This window comes from Helicobacter didelphidarum (assembly GCF_003364195.1).
GTDB lineage: Bacteria > Campylobacterota > Campylobacteria > Campylobacterales > Helicobacteraceae > Helicobacter_A > Helicobacter_A didelphidarum.
This window is the reverse complement of record NZ_NXLQ01000021.1, coordinates 12,921-33,613: the sequence shown is the minus strand read 5'-3', so window position 1 is coordinate 33,613 and position 20,693 is coordinate 12,921. Positions and strand designations below refer to the sequence as shown.

Annotated in this window: 18 protein-coding genes; 8 read left to right on the top strand and 10 right to left on the bottom strand. The window is 30.5% G+C overall.

Going from position 1 to position 20,693, the window contains the following annotated elements:
• Positions 1-347: 347 nt before the first annotated feature.
• Positions 348-1,163, bottom strand: a complete 816-nt coding sequence (locus tag CQA53_RS08195; RefSeq protein ID WP_115543518.1) for a hypothetical protein — start codon at positions 1,161-1,163, stop codon at positions 348-350.
• A gap of 105 nt (positions 1,164-1,268) precedes the next feature.
• Entirely contained in the window at positions 1,269-2,030 is a 762-nt protein-coding gene (locus CQA53_RS08190; RefSeq protein ID WP_245945796.1) for an ABC transporter ATP-binding protein, read from the bottom strand.
• Between the two features lie 102 nt (positions 2,031-2,132).
• Here CQA53_RS08190 and CQA53_RS13330 point away from each other — a divergent pair, with 102 nt between their 5' ends.
• Positions 2,133-3,734: a phosphopantothenoylcysteine decarboxylase domain-containing protein gene (locus CQA53_RS13330; RefSeq protein WP_245945793.1), complete on the top strand. Its 1,602-nt coding sequence runs from the start codon at positions 2,133-2,135 to the stop codon at positions 3,732-3,734.
• A 206-nt stretch (positions 3,735-3,940) separates the two neighbouring features.
• On the top strand, positions 3,941-4,765 hold the full coding sequence (locus tag CQA53_RS08170) for a DUF5718 family protein (protein WP_115543517.1): 825 nt from the start codon (positions 3,941-3,943) through the stop codon (positions 4,763-4,765).
• A gap of 443 nt (positions 4,766-5,208) precedes the next feature.
• On the opposite strand, the gene CQA53_RS08165 is transcribed toward CQA53_RS08170, so the two are convergent.
• Positions 5,209-6,243: an aldo/keto reductase gene (locus tag CQA53_RS08165; RefSeq protein ID WP_115543516.1), complete on the bottom strand. Its 1,035-nt coding sequence runs from the start codon at positions 6,241-6,243 to the stop codon at positions 5,209-5,211.
• 258 nt (positions 6,244-6,501) lie between these two features.
• Between CQA53_RS08165 and CQA53_RS08160 the strand changes: the two genes are divergently transcribed.
• Positions 6,502-7,068 carry a hypothetical protein gene (locus tag CQA53_RS08160; protein ID WP_115543515.1) on the top strand — a complete coding sequence of 189 codons (567 nt, stop codon included), beginning with the start codon at positions 6,502-6,504 and terminating at the stop codon, positions 7,066-7,068.
• Between the two features lie 147 nt (positions 7,069-7,215).
• Here CQA53_RS08160 and pyrF read toward each other — a convergent pair whose 3' ends face one another.
• The 3 genes from pyrF to ribH form a co-directional block, all read right to left on the bottom strand.
• Positions 7,216-7,989, bottom strand: coding sequence for an orotidine-5'-phosphate decarboxylase (pyrF, locus tag CQA53_RS08155; RefSeq protein WP_115543514.1), 774 nt, complete (start codon positions 7,987-7,989; stop codon positions 7,216-7,218).
• Positions 7,990-8,065: 76 nt separating this feature from the next.
• Positions 8,066-9,115, bottom strand: a complete 1,050-nt coding sequence (nusB, locus tag CQA53_RS08150) for a transcription antitermination factor NusB (protein ID WP_115543513.1) — start codon at positions 9,113-9,115, stop codon at positions 8,066-8,068.
• Positions 9,115-9,582 (bottom strand): 6,7-dimethyl-8-ribityllumazine synthase, encoded by a 468-nt coding sequence (gene ribH, locus CQA53_RS08145; protein ID WP_115543512.1) that lies wholly within the window; start codon positions 9,580-9,582, stop codon positions 9,115-9,117. Before ribH ends, nusB begins: the two co-directional genes overlap by 1 nt.
• Before the next feature lie 267 nt (positions 9,583-9,849).
• On the opposite strand from ribH, the gene CQA53_RS08140 reads away from it, so the two are divergent.
• The 4 genes from CQA53_RS08140 (at position 9,850) to CQA53_RS08125 (ending at position 13,501) form a co-directional block, all read left to right on the top strand.
• On the top strand, positions 9,850-10,767 hold the full coding sequence (locus tag CQA53_RS08140; RefSeq protein WP_115543511.1) for a radical SAM protein: 918 nt from the start codon (positions 9,850-9,852) through the stop codon (positions 10,765-10,767).
• A gap of 288 nt (positions 10,768-11,055) precedes the next feature.
• Positions 11,056-11,385, top strand: coding sequence for a hypothetical protein (locus CQA53_RS08135; RefSeq protein ID WP_115543510.1), 330 nt, complete (start codon positions 11,056-11,058; stop codon positions 11,383-11,385).
• A 761-nt stretch (positions 11,386-12,146) separates the two neighbouring features.
• A complete protein-coding gene (locus CQA53_RS08130; RefSeq protein ID WP_115543509.1) occupies positions 12,147-12,683 on the top strand; it encodes a 50S ribosomal protein L25/general stress protein Ctc in 537 nt (178 codons plus the stop codon).
• A 176-nt stretch (positions 12,684-12,859) separates the two neighbouring features.
• On the top strand, positions 12,860-13,501 hold the full coding sequence (locus CQA53_RS08125; RefSeq protein ID WP_181882402.1) for an ABC transporter ATP-binding protein: 642 nt from the start codon (positions 12,860-12,862) through the stop codon (positions 13,499-13,501).
• Positions 13,502-13,986: 485 nt separating this feature from the next.
• Here CQA53_RS08125 and ligA read toward each other — a convergent pair whose 3' ends face one another.
• The 3 genes from ligA to hslV form a co-directional block, all read right to left on the bottom strand.
• A complete protein-coding gene (ligA, locus tag CQA53_RS08120) occupies positions 13,987-16,065 on the bottom strand; it encodes an NAD-dependent DNA ligase LigA (protein WP_115543507.1) in 2,079 nt (692 codons plus the stop codon).
• A 176-nt stretch (positions 16,066-16,241) separates the two neighbouring features.
• Positions 16,242-17,579: an HslU--HslV peptidase ATPase subunit gene (hslU, locus tag CQA53_RS08115; protein WP_115543506.1), complete on the bottom strand. Its 1,338-nt coding sequence runs from the start codon at positions 17,577-17,579 to the stop codon at positions 16,242-16,244.
• Positions 17,576-18,124 carry an ATP-dependent protease subunit HslV gene (hslV, locus tag CQA53_RS08110; RefSeq protein WP_115543505.1) on the bottom strand — a complete coding sequence of 183 codons (549 nt, stop codon included), beginning with the start codon at positions 18,122-18,124 and terminating at the stop codon, positions 17,576-17,578. The genes hslU and hslV overlap by 4 nt, the downstream gene beginning before the upstream one ends.
• Positions 18,125-18,445: 321 nt before the next feature.
• On the opposite strand from hslV, the gene CQA53_RS08105 reads away from it, so the two are divergent.
• Positions 18,446-19,225 (top strand): hypothetical protein, encoded by a 780-nt coding sequence (locus CQA53_RS08105; RefSeq protein ID WP_115543504.1) that lies wholly within the window; start codon positions 18,446-18,448, stop codon positions 19,223-19,225.
• Between the two features lie 158 nt (positions 19,226-19,383).
• Here CQA53_RS08105 and queA read toward each other — a convergent pair whose 3' ends face one another.
• The gene (gene queA / locus CQA53_RS08100) at positions 19,384-20,595 is read right to left on the bottom strand and encodes a tRNA preQ1(34) S-adenosylmethionine ribosyltransferase-isomerase QueA (protein ID WP_245945791.1); all 1,212 of its coding nucleotides are present in this window, start codon (positions 20,593-20,595) and stop codon (positions 19,384-19,386) included.
• Positions 20,596-20,693: the final 98 nt, after the last annotated feature.

Here is a 20,693-nt window from a genome sequence, read left to right as displayed (position 1 = left end):
TATATATATAGTAGAATTTTTATTGGATTACATTCTATAAATTAGAATATATAAAATAATAAAATATTTTAATTTTAATCATTCAGAAAAATATTATTAGAGAATTTCATTGAAATTCTCTTGATACAACACATCAGATTCTCTTTCAATTAAGAAATCTATTTGAAAGTTTATTAATGACTTAGATAGGTAAAATCCATAGAAACTCAATATAAAACTTTGATTAAAATTTTTCTTACCCAATGAGTAAAATAGATTACTAAAACCTTTGTATACTTGCGAAAAAATACTAGAGAATATCAGAAATTAGCTTTTATGAAATAACATGCATCATTCTTTCTTTACCATTAAAGTGCAAGTTTGTTTTTAATAATCACTCGACAGATTCCATACCATAATATACTTAATAATATTATTGGCACAAGTGTGAACCAAAGTCTTGCATGAGATAGATGGTCTAATTGAGGTAAGCTAGAAATAATCACAGCGAATAAAATAGCAAGTGCGACTTTAATGAGAAAATAAAGTAAGATTCCATAAAACATTGTAAATGTTTTTTTACGATGAATAAGTGCGGCTATCATAAAAATGTAGGTAATTTCAAAAAGTGTTGTACTAATCCATTGTGCAATTGCAAATAAGACAATTTCCAAATCCTCTATATCCATTTCAAACAACATAGAAGTCCATGATATTGGCTTAATGATCCATAAAAGGAAAATCATTTCACAACCACCTATCAAAGCCCAAAGTAAGAATATAAAAATCTTTGCAAAAAGCATAGCATCAAGTGAAATAGGTAAAGAATGTGTAAGATATGCATTTTTACCAAATATACCTTGATAAAAGCTTATTGCAGCACTGAAAAAATAACTAAAAGCAAAAATTATAAAAGCAAAAAATAAAAGAACATAAATTGTTCCAACAAAGAGCTTATTTTCATATCCATTAATTTCAAAGGGTGCAAGACAAACAATACATAGTAAAATAATCCCACTTGATAATACAAGGTAACGAGACATTAAAAATTCATGTTTACACACTTTCCACGCATCTTTAAGAGATTGCACAAGCGTGTAATTTTGCGAATCTCTTATGTTTTCTGTATTTAGATTAGAATCTTGAGGCATTATACTTAAGGTATTGGGTGTGGTATCATTCATATTCTTTCTTCCTTCTTAAAATCTATAAAATAAGATACAATTCTATCTTTTTAATTAAAGTAAATTACATAAGACATTTTTCATCTATTTCTTTAAGTTATGTATTTATTGCATTTGGTTCTCAACCTCAACATCACTCTGTTTTAGCGGCTTTATTATAGAATCAGCAGCATAATATCTAAAACTATCTTCGAGATTAGAGAATCCGTGCAACAAATCTTTTTTACTTGCATACGCCATACTCTTTTTATTTAAAAAAAGTGCAGAATCAAGAATTGGTTCAACACTTGAAACAAGATGAGTAGCAATTATTGTTGCACCATTACAACAATATTCTTGAATAATTTTAAAAATTTCATCACGACTAATAACATCTGCCCCAGCTAGTGGCTCATCAAAAAGATAAAGTCTTGCATTGCGTGCTAGAATCAAAGCTATCCCAACTTTTTCTGCTTGTCCTTTTGACATCGTGCCAATTTTTTGATTCTGTGGTATGTCAAGTTTTTTCATAATTTCTTGAGCTTTTTGAGTTGAAAAATCAGTGAAAAAATCAGTGAAAAATCGTATAGATTGTGTTGGTGTCATGTGCGGATAAAGAAAATCTTTATCAGGTAAATATGCAATATTCTGTTTAAAAAAAATAGTATGTTTGCGTTCATTTAATGGATAACCTAAAAACCATACCCTACCAGAATACTCTAGAATCATGGAAGTAAGAATCTTAATAAGAGTAGTTTTGCCTCCACCATTCCTCCCGAGCAATCCAAAGACTTCTCCAGATTTTACTTGAAAACTCACATTATCGAGAGCTTGTATCAAATCATAATTTTTACTTAGAGAATCTACTTTTAAGATAATTTCACTCACGCATTATCCTTATTTTTTTGTATAATAACCCTTGCAATCTTAGCAATTTTTTTTAAATAATAGAGAATAAAATATCAAATAACAATATGTTAAAGGATAATTATGCTAAAAAATAAAAAGGTTCTTATTTTTGTGAGCGGATCAATAGCAGTATATAAGACCCTGGAACTTATTCGACTCTTGCGGAAAGAAGGTGCATTCGTTCGTGTTGTAGCAACGCAAAATGCTTTACGGTTTATCACACCCTTAAGCTTTGAAGCATTAAGTAATACTCCTTTGTTGCATGATGGTAATGAATCATGGAATACTTACTTTCATACTTGTGATTCAAAACAATATCATCATAACACAGATAATTCTCATCTTTTTAAATCAATGAGAGATTCAAAGGAAAGATTGCCCTACCCTACCACACAAGATAATACAACATTTACATCTCCAACACAAAGTTCAAATGACTATTTACAATATCATCAAGAAAATGATTTTGCTCCGCTTAATCACATAGGTTATGCAAAATGGGCTGATATTGCAGTATTTGCACCAATAAGTGTAAATAGCATTAATAAACTAGCTTGTGGTATTGCAGATAATGTCTATCTTTCATGCACAATCGCTCTACCTCATAAGAAACTTTATGGCATGCAAGAGAAAACAACAAAAAATTACCGCACACAGATTCCAAAGCTACTTGCACCAAGTGCAAATCCACTTATGTTGGACAATATGGCTACCAATCATAACATAGAATTGCTTAAAACAAGAGGATTTGAAATTATTGCACCAGATTTAGGATTGCTTGCATGTGGTGATGTTGGTAGTGGAGCAATGGCTAATCCTCAAGAAATTCTTTTTAGAATCAAGAGAAGCCTTTCTGTGTGTCAGTATTGGCATGGTAAAAATGTCCTTATAACAGGCGGTGGGAGTAGTGAAAATATTGATACAATTCGCTGTATCAGCAATCACTCAAGTGGCTTACAAGCATGTAACCTCGCATTAGCACTTTATTTTTTAGGAGCAAAAGTTTGCTTAATTACCTCTAAGATTCCAATTACACTGCCACGAGATATTGAGATTATTCGAGTAACTTCATCACAAGATTACCTTCAAGCACTGCAAACCAAAATAAAAGAAATTGAAGATTCTGAATCAAAGTCTCACAATCTTTCTACGCAACAAAAACCTTGTGCAATACCTAAGGAAAGCACTTTGATAGATAATATATGCACATCTACCCACAAACATATAAACAAAAATTTTTCATTCTATAATTCTTATTCTCAAGATATAAATAATCACAATATAATACAAAAAACTTATCTTTTTATGGCTGCAGCAATTAGCGATTATATTCCAACAACAAAAAAAGGGAAACTAAAAAAACAAGATATTGGCAATGAAATGCAACTTACACTTTACGAAAATATCGATATTTTGAAGTCTTTACAAGGGAATAATCTCGTAAAAATAGCCTTTAAAGCTGAATGTGATGCAGAAAATGCAATAAAAAATGCAATAAAAATTCTTGATTCTAAAAATTGTGCTATGGTATGCCTTAATATTATTTCAGAAAACAATATGAGTTTTGGAAACAACACCAACCAAATGTATTTCTTAACAAAAGATACAAGATGTAAGATACAAGATAATAAGTTCAATATCAGTTTAAAATTATGCCAACATATTGAATCGCTAGGATTATGACTGCAAAATGACACTTCAGTATCGCACTTTAAGAAATAAATGGTATGAAAAATAGTATATATTTCTTATAAGTTACTTTATGTAATATAATTACAAAAACTTATTTTGATAATGTGAAATATTTATCACACTAATACTCAATAAGACTATACTAACACACATATTTCTATTGTCTAGTGTATAAAAATTCTATTTAGGAGTATAGCATGGAAGAAATTTTAGGACTTGGCGTTGCAGGAAATTTTACTAATCATTTGGAACAAGCAGGAGAATCTAAAGATTTCGCAAATATTATAAGCGATGAAGAAGGTGCACCAAAGGGATTATTTCCTTTTTATGTGCCATATAGAACAGACTTTTTGGGACGATATTGCATTAATAGTGCAAAAGTTGTTTTACCTGAAAATCATACATTGAATGTTCAAGCAGAGCCAGAAATAGCACTTGAATGTGATATTATTTATGAGAACAATAAGGTAAAATCTCTGATACCAAAATATTTTATGGCTTTCAACGATGCTTCAATCAGAAATGATATTGTAGCAAAGAAACTTAGCCAAAAGAAAAATTTTTCTGTTGGGTCTAAAGGGCTTGGAAATAAGATTTTGCTTGATAAATTTGACAATAATGGCATTTGTGATGATTATTCATTAACTTCATTTCTTATAGATAATGGGAAAATTCATCAATATGGTGATAATATCAGCCTTCTTCATTATAGTTATTTCTACAAAAAACTTATTGATTGGATAATAAAAAAACTTAATACACAAACAGAACATGCTGTTTTAGAGGATTTTAGTCATATAATACAAGAAGCAAAATATCCCAAAAAATATCTCATTGCAATTGGCTCAACAAGCTATACACATTTTGCGGAAGAAAGATTCTTAAAAGAAGGAGATGAAATTTGTATAATTGCCTACAACCATAAAGTATATGACAACAAACAGATTCAATCATTTATACAACAAGGTGTTAGGGAATTGGACCATACCTCTATTCTTCGCCAACAAGTGTGTTTGAAATAACATAAAACCTATCTCTTTCAAGCAAATAATGTTTTTGTTAATACAATAATTATTTATTATTTGCTTACCTCGTTGAACACATTGCAGAAATTACAAGTATGCATAAGGTAATAATATTTTGTGGTTTCGAAAAACATTATGCAAATAAAAATATAATTTCTCAAGTATAAACAATATATCTCCTCATGCATCCTTAATTATTACCCCAACAAAGAGTATTGTTCATGATATTTTCTAAATGAGATTCTATTTTATATTCTATATAATATGATTTTGATTATTTTGGTTATATATCTTTTATAAAGATATATAACATTTATTATTCTTTAATTCAAGCACTTCTTATCCATAAAAACTTAGGTAGCTATGTATAACTTTTATGTGAGTAAAATTGATTTAACGATACCTTACCTTAAGGTAGAAAATTTTATATCGTTTAGCAACTAATATCGCTTGACAGGATATGGGTCACGATTGTCTACTGTAAATCGTTGGTGCCAATAGGGATATGCTAGTTTTCTTTGACTTGCTTTATCAAGTAATTCAATATGCTTAGAATCTAGCACAATTTTACCTGCACTCAAATTCGCTTTCAACTGCTGTGTATTTCTTGCACCAATAACAAGGCTTGAGACACTGGGACGACTTAACACCCACGCAAGTGAAATTTGTGGAAAAGAATACCCACTTTCCTGTGCCACAATCTCAAGAGCATCTGTAATCGTATAGAGATGCTCCATATCCATATCCCATACGCCATCAGTGCCTAATCGTGAGCCTTTCGTATCCTGAGATTTACGCATGATTTTACCCGAAAGCATTGCACCACTTAATGGACTCCAGACAAGTGTACCGACTTTTTCCTCAAGTGCAAGAGGCATAAGCTCATTTTCAAACTCTCTTGCTGCAAGTGAATAATAAGCTTGGTGGACGATAGGACGTTGCAAACCATGCTTATCTGCAATGGAAAGCATCTTCATCAAATGCCATGCTGAATAATTACTCACTCCAAAATAACGAATCTTTCCCTGTTTGACTAAATTATTTAAGGCTTGTAAAGCCTCTAAATGTGGTGTTTTTGCATCATAACAATGCAAATGATACAAATCAATATAGTCAGTCTGCAATCGCCTCAAACTCGCCTCAACACTTGTGATGATTTTTGTACGTGAAGTGCCGATATCATTGGGATTCTCACTCATCCACATCCCCGTTTTTGTCGAGATAAAAATCTCATTGCGTTTGTAGTCCTTTAGCACCTCACCTAGCACAACTTCAGCATCCCCTAAAGAGTAGCAATCTGCCGTATCAAAAGCATTAAAACCAGAATCAACGCAAGTTTTGACTAGTTCCCTTGCTTCATCCACCTGCACATTTCCCCATTTCTTAAAAAATTCTGTGCTTCCAGCAAAAGTTGCTGTGCCAAGTATCATATTTGGGATAAAATACCCACTATCACCCAACTGTCTATATTTCATAGCATTCCTTAATAATAAAATAAATTAAGATTATAACACAATTTATAAATCTGAAGTATATAAATAATAATTATTTTTAATCACTCAATTCAATAAGATTGCAATATTTGCCCTCAACATAAAGATAAAATACAAAACATCATCTATTTTTTATTACTCTCATTTTAATAATTTATATTATAATTTATGGAATCTAAATTGCTTTTATTTCATAAATTTGTCATAATTTTAGATTAAATATTCAAGGAATGTGTTCTTATGATAAAAAAGAAAGTATTTGCTAATTGTTTATTTCTACAAATTTTTCTGATTCCATTATTTGCTGATAGCTTCTTAGATGAGGATTATCATTCTTATCAAAAAAGTAAGGAAAATCCCAATATTTTAGTTTTCGTAACTTCGCATATTATTCCCGTTGAAGCTTCTTTCGTCCAAAATAAATCGCCTTTAATTATTTCCATTCCGCAAGAAGCACTCAATCCAGACAATAAAGCACAAATTGTATCAAAGGGTGTCTATGATAAAGGCAATTATACAATTTTTCGTTCTAATAATGATAACATAACTTTCTATCGTTATACGCGTAATAAGACAAATCAGTATTCACGCATGGCTCCAAATATTTATGAAGTTACACATTATGGTGGGCAACTTTATAAAATTGAGCCAACACCACCAAATATTACACAATGCTCATTAATTATTTCACGCACTTTTGAGGCTCAACGAACTTCAAGTTCGCAGTTATTATTAAATTTAGATTCTGTCCCCAATCGTGGTGTTGCAAAAATTATGCTTGAATGTCCAAAGCTCAACGATTATTAAATTTTAAAAATATGATGCAATAAAAAGTATATTAGAGAGGGTTGGGTAAAGTTACTAAATATGAGATTGCAAGATTATTTTAGGAATTTCTAAAGATTGTAATTTAGAATATTCATATTTACTGATAAATTATATTATTATAATCTATCAGTAAATTTGTTGCAATATAGATTCTATTACTTTCTTTGTATCATTCGCCATATAAATAGGTCTTCCAACAACAATGAAATCACTTCCTAGTTCCTTTGCTACTTTTGGGCTTGAGATACGTTTTTGATCATCTTTGAGATTTGCATTATAACTCGAACTAGAAATGTCTTTACCCAATAATTCCATTGCACAAGGTTCTTGTCCGCATGATTTTTTTATAACAGTATCCTCCAAACGAATACCGGGCGTAACAATAAGTAATGATTGTGAGATATTTTTAATCACTGCTACCTCTTGTATAGAGCAAACCAACCCGTGTATACCACTTTGATAAACAAGATTTGCAAAATTTATAACTCCTCGAGTAATATCAGTATTATACACCTGCCAAAATCCTTCATTATCAAAGCTTGTTAAGGCACTGACGGCAATAATTTTTAAAGATAAATTATTTTGATTAACATATTGTGTGAGAATGCTCATAGCTTCACTTCCACAACTTGCATGTATAGTGAGCATATCAACACCTAGATTCTGACATTCTTTAACAGAATCAAGCATAGTATTTGGAATATCATAAAGCTTTAAGTCTAAAAAAATTGGAAAACCCAAACTCTTTAAAGCTTTTACAAACTGATTGCCATCCCGAATAAAACTACGAAGCCCAACTTTTAACCAAATATCTCGATTGGGAAAATAATATTGGATTGTTTTTGCTAACTCAAGATTTAAATCTTTTGTTTGCATATCAAGTGCAACACAAAGCTTCATATTTTATCCTTTTTTGTAAATTTTATTGCAATTATTTCTAAGATTGTATTCAAGAGAATAGTATTTAATACTCAAATTATTCTTTTTTTATAGAATCTTTACGCATCTGACTCATATTATGTTTTGGCTTTGTATTGTTAGAATCTTGTTTATGAAATGTTTGCTTATCCTTAGAAGTATTTTGAAATTTATTTGATTTTTTCCTATGAAATGTTTTTTGATTTTTTCCAATATGCGAACCATCATGATGGCTTGTTGCATCGTGATTGTGTTTATTTTTCGTCTGATTATCTTTCTCTTTGCTCACAATATTTACACTATTGTCTTGTATCGCCTTAACAACTTTTATATTGGAAATATGGATTTTTTTTGCACTTTTTTCCGAAAAATCTTTCTTAGTATTTTTTTTATCATCACTCTGTGCTATATCTCTATGAGAACCTTTATTCAATGTTTTAAAATTTTTTCTGTTATTTTTATAATCTCGTATATTCTCTTGAGATATATTGCGTTCTTTGTATCCCTGATTTTTCTCATGAGAATGTAACTTTCTTGGTTGTTTTTTGCTTATACAATCTGATTCTGCAGAATCATTGCGTTTCTGTCTTATCAAAGGATGTATAGAATCTCTATCGGATTCTATATCTATTTTACTACTTTCTTGAGTATTTTGAGACTGCAGTTCCAATTCTTTCTGCCTTAGCTGAATCTTATCAGCAATAACATCAATACCTGTTTTTGCAACAGAATCAAGTATGCCATTAATTAATTTTGAAGCATCACTTAAGCCAAAAGATTTTGTTAATTCGATAGCCTCGTTAATAATAATTGCTTCTTGAGTATCTGTTTGCAAAAGCTCATATATCCCAAGACTTAGAATCACTTTTTCAATTGCACCCAACCTCTCAATATCCCATGTTTTTAAGAAAACTTCAATTACTTGCATGAGTAAGATTCTGTGGGATAGCACACCATGCAAAAGAGATAGGGCAAAATTTTGTTGTTTATGACGTATTTTTTGTGCATCTAAGAATGCAATGGCTTGTTCTAAAACATTATCATTTCCTAACTCATATGCATACAGGAGCTGAATCACTGCTTCTCGTGCTTGTTTTCGTGTTGCCATTAATCTAACTGCCTATAAACATCTAATAATTCAATAAGGCTCGACATTGCTTCAAACCCTTTGTTTCCGACCTTGAGACCAGCTCTGTCTAATGCCTGTTCAATACTATCTGTTGTTAAGATTCCAAAGCTCACTGCTCCTCCATATTTCAAAGTTACATTTGCAACACCCTTTGTTGCTTCTGCCGCAACATAGTCAAAATGAGGCGTTCCTCCACGAATAATTGCACCCAAAACGCATACTCCATCATAATCACTATTTGAAAGAATCTTTTCTAAAATAAAAGGCAATTCAAATGCACCCGGCACTTTAATTAAAGAAAGATTTTCACTCATTCCACCATGTCGTAAATAACAATCCTTTGCTCCCTCAACAAGTCTATCTGTAACCATACTATTAAAACGAGAACACAATATAGCTATACGTTCATTTCCTTGTAATGCAATTTTTCCTTCAATAATTTTCATACATACCTCTCAAATATTCTTATTCTTGACTTTCTTAAAGATAAATATTAATCTCTTAAAACCTTTACAAAGCTATATTAATGTTTCTAAAAATTTTAGACTTAAGATACTTTATGGTAGTTTTTATTATATCAAAATTATAAAAAATAATGTATAATGTGCTTTCCTTTTTTGAAGAAAAGTATTGATTTTATGTAGAAAAAACGAATGTATCGTAAAAATATAGTCGAGAGTTACCAAATAATTATCAAATAAATAAGGTATTTTATGCACATCACATTTGGACCTATTCTTTCCCGTCGTTTTGGTATGAGCTTGGGGGTTGATTTAAGTCCAAGCAAAAAACAATGTAATTTTAATTGTGTATATTGTGAACTTCAAGCACAGTCTCCCATAGATTCACAACAATCCATTGTCCCTGTGGCATCTGTATTACATGCTATTACGAATGCTTTAAAAGAAAATTCTTGTATTGATGTTTTGACTTTTACAGCAAATGGTGAACCTACTTTATATCCTTTTTTAGGAGAGTTAATCCAAGAAACAAAAAAAATTCTTCTCTCTTATAAGCATATAAAAACACTTATTTTAAGCAATGGTTCTAAATTTCTTGAGTGTAAAGAGTCATTACAATACTTTGATATTGTAAAATTTTCTCTTGATTCTATCTCATTACAAAAATTTAAACGAGTTGATAAGCCAAGCAAGACACTTGATTTAGAACAGATAAAATATGGTATTAAAGAGTTTGCTAAAGATTTTCAAGGGGATTTGATTGCGGAAATTCTTATTGTAAAAGGTTTCAATGATGATAAAGAATCAAATGAAAAAAATGCAGAGTTTTTGCGTGAAGTTGGGATAAAAAGGTTGGATTTATCTACTATTGATAGACCAAGTTCACATAGAGTGGAGGGTGTCAGCAATGAAAAACTCTATAAGTTAAGTCAAATTTTTTATGGATTAAATGTATGTGTTGCAACACGCAAAAATGATACAACAATGCAAATACAACAACAAAATCTTGATAATAATGGAATTATTGAATTACTTAAAAGACGTCCTCTTAGTCATTTAGATTCTGAAATTTTACTAACCAAGGAAAGTAGGGAAAGACTAGAATATTTACAACAAAAAGGTGAAATACAAATAAAAAATATTGCTGGAGTGCAATTTTATTGCCTGTAAAATCATGTTATTTCCAAATATATTTTACTTAAATAACATAAAAATTTTTAGATTTTGAACTTTGATTACATTTACTTCAATAATTTTATGATAGTCTTATCGTTATATTCACAAAATAAGACACCAATATATTTATTTTTTAGAAACTAATTTTTAAAAAATATACTTTGAGCATGATGAATATAATAATTAAACGAAAAATATTATTAAGCTTCAATTATGTTGGAATCTTTTTTGCTTTTTATAAACATAATTTTATGTGATTTATTCATGACAAAAGGAGTTTGCATGACTATTGATTCTACAAATACATTGACCTCTTTAGCACAAACAAAAGAAACTGATTTGGTGCAAAAACTCAAGTCAAAAGTTGGAGATAAAACCGATTCTAGTGATAAGGCATTGAGAGAGCAAACTGATAAATTTGAAGCTATCTTTATCAAAACGCTTCTTGATACTTCCCTAAACCTTGATAACCCGCTCTATCCAAAACAGCCTGGTAGTGATATTTACAACTCAATGTTTAAAGAACAACTAGCAGAGAATCTAAGCGGTGGCTTTGGATATAGTGAATTGCTCTTTAACTATCTCAAAGACAAACAAAAACGACAAGGTTAAATTTCTTATTAAACTAGAAAAGTGCAAAATACATAACATAATAATATTATATTTTCTTTTCACTTCGCATAGGTTTAATAACAGGCTTATAGCACGAGTGCATTGCTAAAAGAAAAATCACAAAGAACATTGTATTGTTTTAGCTAGATTTAAACACTCAATGTTCCTAATGAAAGAATCTTATATCCAAAAAATAACACAACTTCACAAGAATCCACTTTAATTCCAATCATTAGAATCTCCATAAATCTTTTCATTGTAAGATGAAGCGTGATTTTTATGATTTCATTGCTATTGTTTTCTACATTTTGTGTTACTTTGTGTAAATTTCTATTCTCATGCCCTACATTGACACCTACATCAGTATCATTATAGGAAGATTACCACTTATCATACAATCTTTTTCTCCCATTAAAACAATTCTGTAATCTATACTGAGTAGTGTCCTTATCTCATTGCAATTTTCTATGTTTGTTCGCTCTTTGCACTGTTAAGTTTATCCTTTTCATAATACATATTTATTTATATAGTTTTATGCTAGAACCATGTAATTCTATCTCGTAACTTTTGATTTCCAAATACGATAACTTGATATGATAAATAGAAAGAAAAATGATTTGAAGACAGGTAATCGCAATAATAACGAAGGTTTTATAATTTTGCCTTAGCGATTCTAATAAAAATATTATAAATTTATGTAAAAATTTATAATATTTTAGATATAATGCAAACTTTTAATTCTTTATAAAAGGACATAGAAAATGTTAGAAGGCAAACTTAGAGATAGTATTAGTAAAAGTAACGCAAAAGCGTTAAAACGAGATGGTTATCTAATTGCCAATATTTATGGTAAAGGATGTGCAAATATTCATTGTGCTTTTAAACGTAATGATTTTATTAAATTTATGCGTTCAAAAATTAATCTTGTTTTTCCTGTAAAAATCGCTGATAAAACTTATGATGTTGTAGTGCAAGAATACCAAAAAGATCCTGTAACAAGTGATATTTTACATGTTGATATGATGTTTGCGCAAAAAGGGGTTATTGCGAAATTTAAAGTCCCTGTAAAAGTGCATGGTTCTCCTATCGGATTAAAGAATAAAGGTGTTTTAGTCTTTTCGCGAAAAAGAATTGCGGTAAAATGTGATGTAGCAGTATTACCAAATTCTTATGAACTTGATGTTGGACCTCTTGATGTTGGACACACAATCCTTGTTCGAGATTTACCACAAACTGATGGTGTAACAATTATTGATAAACCTTCAAATGCTGTTGTTGGCGTTATTAAAGCAAAATAACTTCTTGTGTTCTCACACATACTCATTCTATTGTGGTTGAATCCTGAAGTTTTAATTTCTTTACATGAAGAATTTATCCTTACAGATTCTTATCATTTTTAATATTTTAGAGGATCTTGGCTTTATTCTCTTTCAATAGTATTTAGCGTAAGTTAGAAAAGGTTTTTATGAAATATTTGGTTGAAATGTCCAATATATCACATAAATTTGACACACTTCTCTATGAAGATATTGGATTTAGACTTCTTGGTGGCGAAAGTATAGCTATATTGGGGGCAAGTGGAAGTGGGAAAAGCACGATTTTGAACCACCTTTCGACACTTTTACCGCCACAGCAAGGAACTATTCACTTAACCGGCTATCAAAATATTTATAGTCTCAATGAGAAAGATTTACTCTTTTTACGCCAAAAAATATTGGGAATTATTTTTCAAGCACATTATCTCTTTCGTGGATTTAATGTGATGCAAAATTTACAAATTGCTGAACTCATAGCCCATATAAATATAGATATGAAAATGCTAGAAGATTTTAAAATTGCACACACACTCAAACAGCAAATTGGTGAGCTTAGTGGAGGACAGCAGCAACGATTAAGTATAGCACGAGTTCTTACAAAACAACCAAAGATTTTGCTTGCTGATGAACCAACAGGAAATCTTGATAAAGATACGGCATTGAGCGTTATGCAATATCTTCTACATTATGTCAAAGTGAATAACGCCGCACTTGTGCTTGCTACACATGACCAAAATCTTGCACATTTATGTTCTATGGTTGTTTTATTGGAAAACAAAACATTGCGACAAATTCAGTAGACTTAGAAAAAATATCGCATATTTTTATTAATCTTATGTATTTTTTATTGAGTTCCTAATATTCATGGAAAAAGGCTAGAAATCCTATTCTATTCATTATTCTTATATTAAGAGTAACAAGATAAATTCTTGAATCCTCATTAGCTCTATATATAAAAAAATCTTATAGAGAATCTACAAAAGATTCTCTATTGAATTTGAATATCTTTCTTAGTTTTTTATAGCAATATAAATGTGATTCCTCTTCTGTTTTTCACTACATTAGCAATAGTGCAGTATTGGATATATTTACAAATTAAAGTAGAGAAGAATTGTTTTTTATAACATTCCCCAAAACTATTACACATTGGATGGTAAATGTAAAAAAGAATTTATTTCAATTCTACTTTTTAGAACACTTATTATATCGTGAAAAATTTTATTAACACAAACACTATAAATATTTCATGAAATAGATTCATAATGTTTCATATTGCAAAAGTAAATTATATTCCTAATAAATCTTTTAATTCTTTTTCTGCAATAACTTTTAAACCTAATTCTTGAGCTTTTTGTAGCTTTGACCCCGCCTTTTCACCCACTATGAGGTAGTCTGTTTTTACACTCACACTTGAAGTAACTTTTGCACCATAAGATTCTAAAATTGCTTTTAGTTCCTCACGGGATTTTTCAAAAGTTCCAGTAATTACGCAAGTTTTTTTTGCAAAAAGATTTTCTTGTTGTTCCTTATTACTTCTACTAATTTCAATCACTGGTTGAATAATTTGTATTAAGTCAATGATAAACTCTTTATTACGATGACAAAAATCATAAAAACTTTGTGCCATTTCCTCACCAAACCCATTAATTTCCTTAAGTTCTTCAAAACTTTTATCAAAAATTTCTATACCATAATATGCAAGTTTTTTACTTGCAACTTCCCCAATATGTAAGATTCCAAGTGCATGGATAAAACGCCATAATTCACGATTGTTAATAGTGCCTTGAATAGAGTCAATAAGGTTTTGTGCTTTTTTTTCTTTAAAACCTTCTAATTGAAATAAATTTTCATAATGTAAATAATAAATATCTTTAAATTGTATAATGAGTTTTAAATCTACCAAGAGTTCTACTATGCTCTTCCCTAATCCCTCAATATTCATACATTTTTTTGATGCAAAATGTATGAGCTTTGTTTTAATAATCGCATCACAATTAGGATTACTACAATAAATAAAAATATCTTCATAACTTACACTATGATGACATATTGGGCATTGTGTTGGCTTGAGAATTTCTATCTCATTGCCATTGCGTCGATCTGTAAGCACTTTTGTAATTTTTGGAATCACATCTCCACTACGAACAAGCAAACAAGAATCGTGTATGCGTATATCTTTTCGTTCAATCTCTTTATAATTGTGGAGTGTTGCACGACTAATGTATGCACCATCTAATAAAGTTGGCTTAAAATTTGCAACTGGCGTGATAATCCCTGTTCTTCCAACTTGCGGACTAATAGAATCTATTTGGATAACAATCTCTGTGGAAGGAAATTTATACGCACATGCGTAACGAGGTGCTTTTTGTGTAAATCCTAATTTTTCTTGTAGCTCCAAATCATCAAGCACAATCACAAAACCATCAAGTAAAAATTCAAAATCTTCTCGCATATTAAGGACTTTTTGATATTCTTTTTCGATATTTTTTGGTATCATAGATTCTAAATATACAAAGGATTCAAAACCAAACTCTGGAAGCAACATTAATATATCATAAAACCCTACTTTATTCTTTTGTGCCAATTTGCATAATTGTTGCATATCATCACAATATCCTATCCCCCATGCAATAAAATCAAGTTTTCTTTCCGCAGTAAGATTGGAATCTAACTGTCGCATACTACCTGCAGCTGCATTTCTTGGATTTGCAAAAAGGGATTGGTTGTTTTTCTCACGCTCTTTATTGAGTGTATCAAAATTTTTTTTTGACAAAACAACCTCACCGCGAATCTCAATTCCACCATGAAATGGAATTGTTTGGGGTATACTTTTTATCGTTTTTGCATTTTGTGTAACTAATTCCCCAATTTCTCCATCTCCACGCGTTGTAGCACTTTGTAATTTACCATTTTTATAGAAAAGATTCAAACTCATACCATCATATTTTGGGGATATGCAAAAATGAAGCTTTGCAAGAAGAGAATCTTCTAAAATACTCTTATATTGTATTGTATTGTCGTCAAAAAGAGATTGAGATTTTTGCAATCGAGATAATGCGTTTTCAAGTTTTTCAAACCATTGCAGTAAATCATTATTATCAAATACATCTTCTAAGCTCCACATACGTTTTCTATGTGAATTCTTGCTGAAATCTTGTAAGACTTTACCACCAACCCGTTGTGTTGGGGAATTTGGATTAATGTTATTTGGATTGTTTCTCTCATATTCATAAATTTTTTTATAAAGATTGTCATATTCTTCATCGCTTGCTATTGGGTCATCGAGTTCATAATAATGTTTTGCATAGAGATTCAATTGTTGCACAGCACTTTGATACTGACTATTATCTAAGATATTTGACATATTTTCCTTTCATTTTTTGGCTTACTTCACTATTATTGTTCTCTTCAAAACATTACAAAAATGCACTTATGATTCTATAATTTAGTCAAATATTCAAAGATTTATCATGCCCACTTTCAATAAACAATATAAAAATCAAATAACTCTTATAAAATCTATAATCTAAGATTCTTAAATTACAAAATATATCGTGCCAAATCCACATTTTCAACAAGATTCTGAAGCTTTTGTGTTACCATATCTTCTGTAACGGAAATTTTTTGTCCTGCATAATCTTCGGCACAAAAACTAATATCTTCTAACACCCTCTCAATTGTTGTATGCAGTCTCCTTGCTCCAATATCTTCAGTTTTTTCATTCGCATGAAAGGAGAGCTTACTTAAAGCTCGTAATGCAGAATCTTGAAATTCAAGTTCAATATTTTCGACAGATAAAAGTGCTTGATATTGACGAATAATTGAATTTTTTGTTTGCGTAAGAATCTGATATAGTGCTTCTTCATCGAGGGTTTGCAACTCTACGCGCAATGGAAATCTCCCTTGTAATTCCGGAATCAAATCACTCGGTTTGCTAAAATGAAAAGCACCTGCAGCAATAAACAAAATATGGTCAGTTCGCACTTGCCCATAGCGAGTTTGCACCACGCTTCCCTCAACAATTGGCAATAAATCTCTTTGCACACCCTCTTTACTTGGGTCTTGTTTGCTTGAATCTTTTGAAGCCACAGCTATTTTATCAATTTCATCAATGAATATAATTCCACTTTGCTCTGCAAGTTTAAGGGCTTCCATCTTAATAGCTTCAGAATCTAAAATTGCATTCTGTGCCTCCAACAACAACGCTTCTTTTGCTTCCTTAATACTCATTTCTCGTTTTATCTTATCACCCCTTACATTTAGAGCTTTAATAAGAGACTCTTGCACTTTAATAATTTCTGTTGGCAAATTATCATCCATTTTTTCAGTTTGTTTGGTAATTTCAAGAGTAATACGCACATTATCCATTGCACCACTCTTTACTTTTTCTTTCATTTTTTGAAAGCTACTTTCATATTCTTGTTTTTTTTGCTCACTCACACTTGTTGGCAATGGCGGAAGGAGTTTTTGTGTAATCTTTTCAAGAATATAGTCTTCGATTTCATGTCCTGATTTTTCTTTTTGTAAATTTTGCAATAAATTGATACTTGCATTGACTAAATCACGCACCATAGATTCCACATCTCTCCCAACAAATCCAACTTCTGTATACTTACTTGCCTCAACCTTTACAAATGGCAATCCCATAATTTTTGCCATACGCCTAGCAATCTCTGTTTTTCCAACACCTGTAGAACCTATCATAAGAATGTTTTTTGGTGTAACTTCATCTTGCATTTCTTGTGATAATTGTAATCTTCTGTAACGATTTCTTAGTGCGATTGCCACAGCTTTCTTTGCCTCTTGCTGTCCAATGATATATTCATCAAGATATGCCACAATCTGTCTGGGTGTTTGTGAAAGGATTAAATTACTCATTCTGTAATCTCCAAAATTTTAATATTTGTGTTTGTATAAATACAAATTTCTCCTGCAATCTTTAAAGATTCTAAAACTAATTCTTTTGGTTCTAAATTACTGAATTTATCTAATGCTCTTGCGGCACTTAATGCATAGTTTCCACCACTGCCAATAGCTACGATTTTTCCATCTTCTGGTTCGACTACATCACCTGTACCACTTAATATATAAATATGTTTAGAATCTAAAACAATCATCATTGCCTCTAATCGTCTAAGATATTTATCTTTACGCCATTCTTTGCTAAACTCTAAAACAGATTTTAACAAATCCCCCTTTTTACCCTCTAAAATCCTTTCAAACATATCAAAGAGAGTAAAGGCATCTGCTGTGCTACCGGCAAATCCACTTAGTATTTTGCCATTATAAAGCGATCGAATCTTATTGGCATTGCCTTTCATAATGCAATTCCCAAAACTTACTTGCCCATCTCCACCGATAACTCCATAAGGTTTACCATCTTTTGTGCCAACATAACCTAAAATTGTTGTTGCATGAAACATATTTTTTAGTCCTTAATAAAAATTGATTTCCTTAAAAAAATATTATAAAATAATCTTGGTATTATATCTAAATAATCTTAAGGCTTCTATTAATTACAATAAGATTCTCTAATAATCACAGGACTTTTTGACGCATGATTTTCTTTCAAAAAATAGTTAAATAATAAGACTATATAGTGAAAAAAATATACATTGCACTAGAAAAAATAAAAGATATAAAAATAATCACAAGGTTGTATATAGTAATATTGTATCATTGTATTTAATACATATTTCTATAATTTTTATATATTCATTTCTTGATATGTGTGGAGATCATGTATGAAAAAAATATTACATTTAGCATTATTTTCAAGCATAATGTTAAGCAGTTCCATTATGCAGGCAAGGGAAAATACAAATTCTATTTTATTCTTTGCGGGAGGTGGAGCATCTGTTGGTTTATTTTCAAACAAAATCCAAGAGCTATTGCCTATTAATTACCCACAAAGCAATTTTCAATCTATGGATAAAATATCTTACAATAGACATTGCACAGCACAAGTATGTCTTGATGATAATATAGTTGGTGGCATCAATTTGGAAGCAGGGGTAAAAATACGCCCCATAAGCTTACTTGAGATTGACATATATGGCAACATTATGTTTGGTGGTGGATCTAGTAAAACTATACCAAATGCTATGATTCTTCCAGGAAATACATGGCCATATAGATACAAGAGCAAAACATCTATTTTGTCTGGATATGCTGCAATTAATGCAGATTTAACACTCCGATTTGGAAGTTTTGGTATTAGTGGTGGCATTGGTATGAGTTATTGGATGAATACCTATAATGTGGAATTTGAAGACTGGATAGGTTCGAAGAGATATACAATGGAACATATAGTAGAGTATTATGATGGTTGGGCATATCATTTTAACCTTGGGATAAATTATAGAATCAATCAAAGCTCTGAAGTATCCGCTAGATTCACTATGCCGTTTAACAATAAACATCTTAGCACTTATAAAGAAGGAAATAATGGGCTTGTTAATTATAAAGAAATAGTTACGATCAATCCTTATATTATTACTTTAACATATAGATGGTATTTGTAAGAATATTTTTATCTTTCAATGTATATTTGAAGGTTAAATATATTGCAAACATAACAATATAACTATTCTCCTGCATTCTTAAAATGAAACTCATAATTTTCAGAAATCTCAAAAAATATCATATTTCAATTTTATCAGAGTTATATTTTCTAGCAATATTATTCAATAATCAACATACCATCACCATAGGAATAAAATCTATATTGTTGTTTGATAGCCTCTTCATAAATCTCAAGAGTTTTTTCTCTACCAATTATACTACTAACAAGCATAAGGAGGCTTGATTTTGGGAGATGAAAATTCGTAAGCAAAGATTTCACTTTTTGTGGTGGATTCATAGGATGTAAAAAAATATTGTTTTCCCCACTTGTTTGCCTTGTTTGCAAAAACCATTCAACACTTCGCATAGCTGTTGTGCCAACACACAGAATCTTTTTAGATTCAAGAATTTTTTTAGCACTTTCATGTGGTATATAACAAGATTCACTATGAATCTTATGTGCTATAATATTTTCTGTTTGCACAGGTTGAAATGTCCCAGCACCCACATGAAGTGTTACAAAAGCTACGCTATAATGAGACATCAAGTAATCAAGCATTGTCTCTGAAAAATGCAAACTTGCAGTTGGAGCAGCAACGGACCCATAATGCAAGGCAAAAATACTTTGATAGTCAATTTCATCTTGAATATTGCTTTTTCTCTTAATATATGGGGGTAAGGGAACACTACCATATTTCTGCAGTATCTCTAACACATCATTTTCATGCAATACATGGTTGTTAAAAAGAGAATCTTGATTACAACAGTGTTGCGATTTTGCTTGATAATATGCTCCATTTTTCTTTTCAAGCGTATTTTGAACGAGTTGCCACAATATTTGTAAGTCCTTAAAAGAATAAAAAATCACTTCTTTAAAACCATTTTCTTGAATACCAACAATCTGCATTGCTATATTATTAATACCTTCAAGAATAAAAATATCTGCTATTTTTACCCTACCCTTTATCTGCACTAAATGTAACGATGATTGTAATGTCTTATGATAAAATATTTCTTTTTTCCTTTGAGACTGAAAGGAATCTAAAATCTGTTGTATATGTGTAGTCGCCTGTAAATACACTAAATCAGATTGCAAGGAGAGTTTATATCCAAATAATCGTGCCTTAAGAACCTTTGTATTATTTAAAACAATAAGATAATCTTTTGGAATAAAATCAAAAAGATTCTCAAAAGTTGTATGCGTAATCCTATTATTGTGATATACAAGTAATTTTGCATGTTCTTTAGGATATATAGGATTTGTTGCTATAAGATTAGTTGGGAGGGAGAAATTATAAGCTTCTAATTGATAATCCATGGATTGACACATAGTAAAATCCTTATTATTGTTTGAAAAAAAGACGATTAGATCTTATAAAATACAGAATCTATAAATCATCACAAGATATGAGTTTGATGGAGAAATCT

Coding starts and splice junctions, on each gene's coding strand:
- CQA53_RS08105 (WP_115543504.1), top strand. CDS start 18,446: ATGAAAAAAATATTACATTTAGCATTATTTTCAAGCATAATGTTAAGC.
- CQA53_RS08130 (WP_115543509.1), top strand. CDS start 12,147: ATGTTAGAAGGCAAACTTAGAGATAGTATTAGTAAAAGTAACGCAAAA.
- nusB (WP_115543513.1), bottom strand. CDS start 9,115: ATGGCAACACGAAAACAAGCACGAGAAGCAGTGATTCAGCTCCTGTAT.
- queA (WP_245945791.1), bottom strand. CDS start 20,595: ATGTGTCAATCCATGGATTATCAATTAGAAGCTTATAATTTCTCCCTC.
- CQA53_RS08195 (WP_115543518.1), bottom strand. CDS start 1,163: ATGAATGATACCACACCCAATACCTTAAGTATAATGCCTCAAGATTCT.
- CQA53_RS08170 (WP_115543517.1), top strand. CDS start 3,941: ATGGAAGAAATTTTAGGACTTGGCGTTGCAGGAAATTTTACTAATCAT.
- ligA (WP_115543507.1), bottom strand. CDS start 16,065: ATGTCAAATATCTTAGATAATAGTCAGTATCAAAGTGCTGTGCAACAA.
- CQA53_RS08160 (WP_115543515.1), top strand. CDS start 6,502: ATGATAAAAAAGAAAGTATTTGCTAATTGTTTATTTCTACAAATTTTT.
- CQA53_RS08140 (WP_115543511.1), top strand. CDS start 9,850: ATGCACATCACATTTGGACCTATTCTTTCCCGTCGTTTTGGTATGAGC.
- pyrF (WP_115543514.1), bottom strand. CDS start 7,989: ATGAAGCTTTGTGTTGCACTTGATATGCAAACAAAAGATTTAAATCTT.
- CQA53_RS13330 (WP_245945793.1), top strand. CDS start 2,133: ATGCTAAAAAATAAAAAGGTTCTTATTTTTGTGAGCGGATCAATAGCA.
- CQA53_RS08135 (WP_115543510.1), top strand. CDS start 11,056: ATGACTATTGATTCTACAAATACATTGACCTCTTTAGCACAAACAAAA.
- hslU (WP_115543506.1), bottom strand. CDS start 17,579: ATGAGTAATTTAATCCTTTCACAAACACCCAGACAGATTGTGGCATAT.
- hslV (WP_115543505.1), bottom strand. CDS start 18,124: ATGTTTCATGCAACAACAATTTTAGGTTATGTTGGCACAAAAGATGGT.
- ribH (WP_115543512.1), bottom strand. CDS start 9,582: ATGAAAATTATTGAAGGAAAAATTGCATTACAAGGAAATGAACGTATA.
- CQA53_RS08165 (WP_115543516.1), bottom strand. CDS start 6,243: ATGAAATATAGACAGTTGGGTGATAGTGGGTATTTTATCCCAAATATG.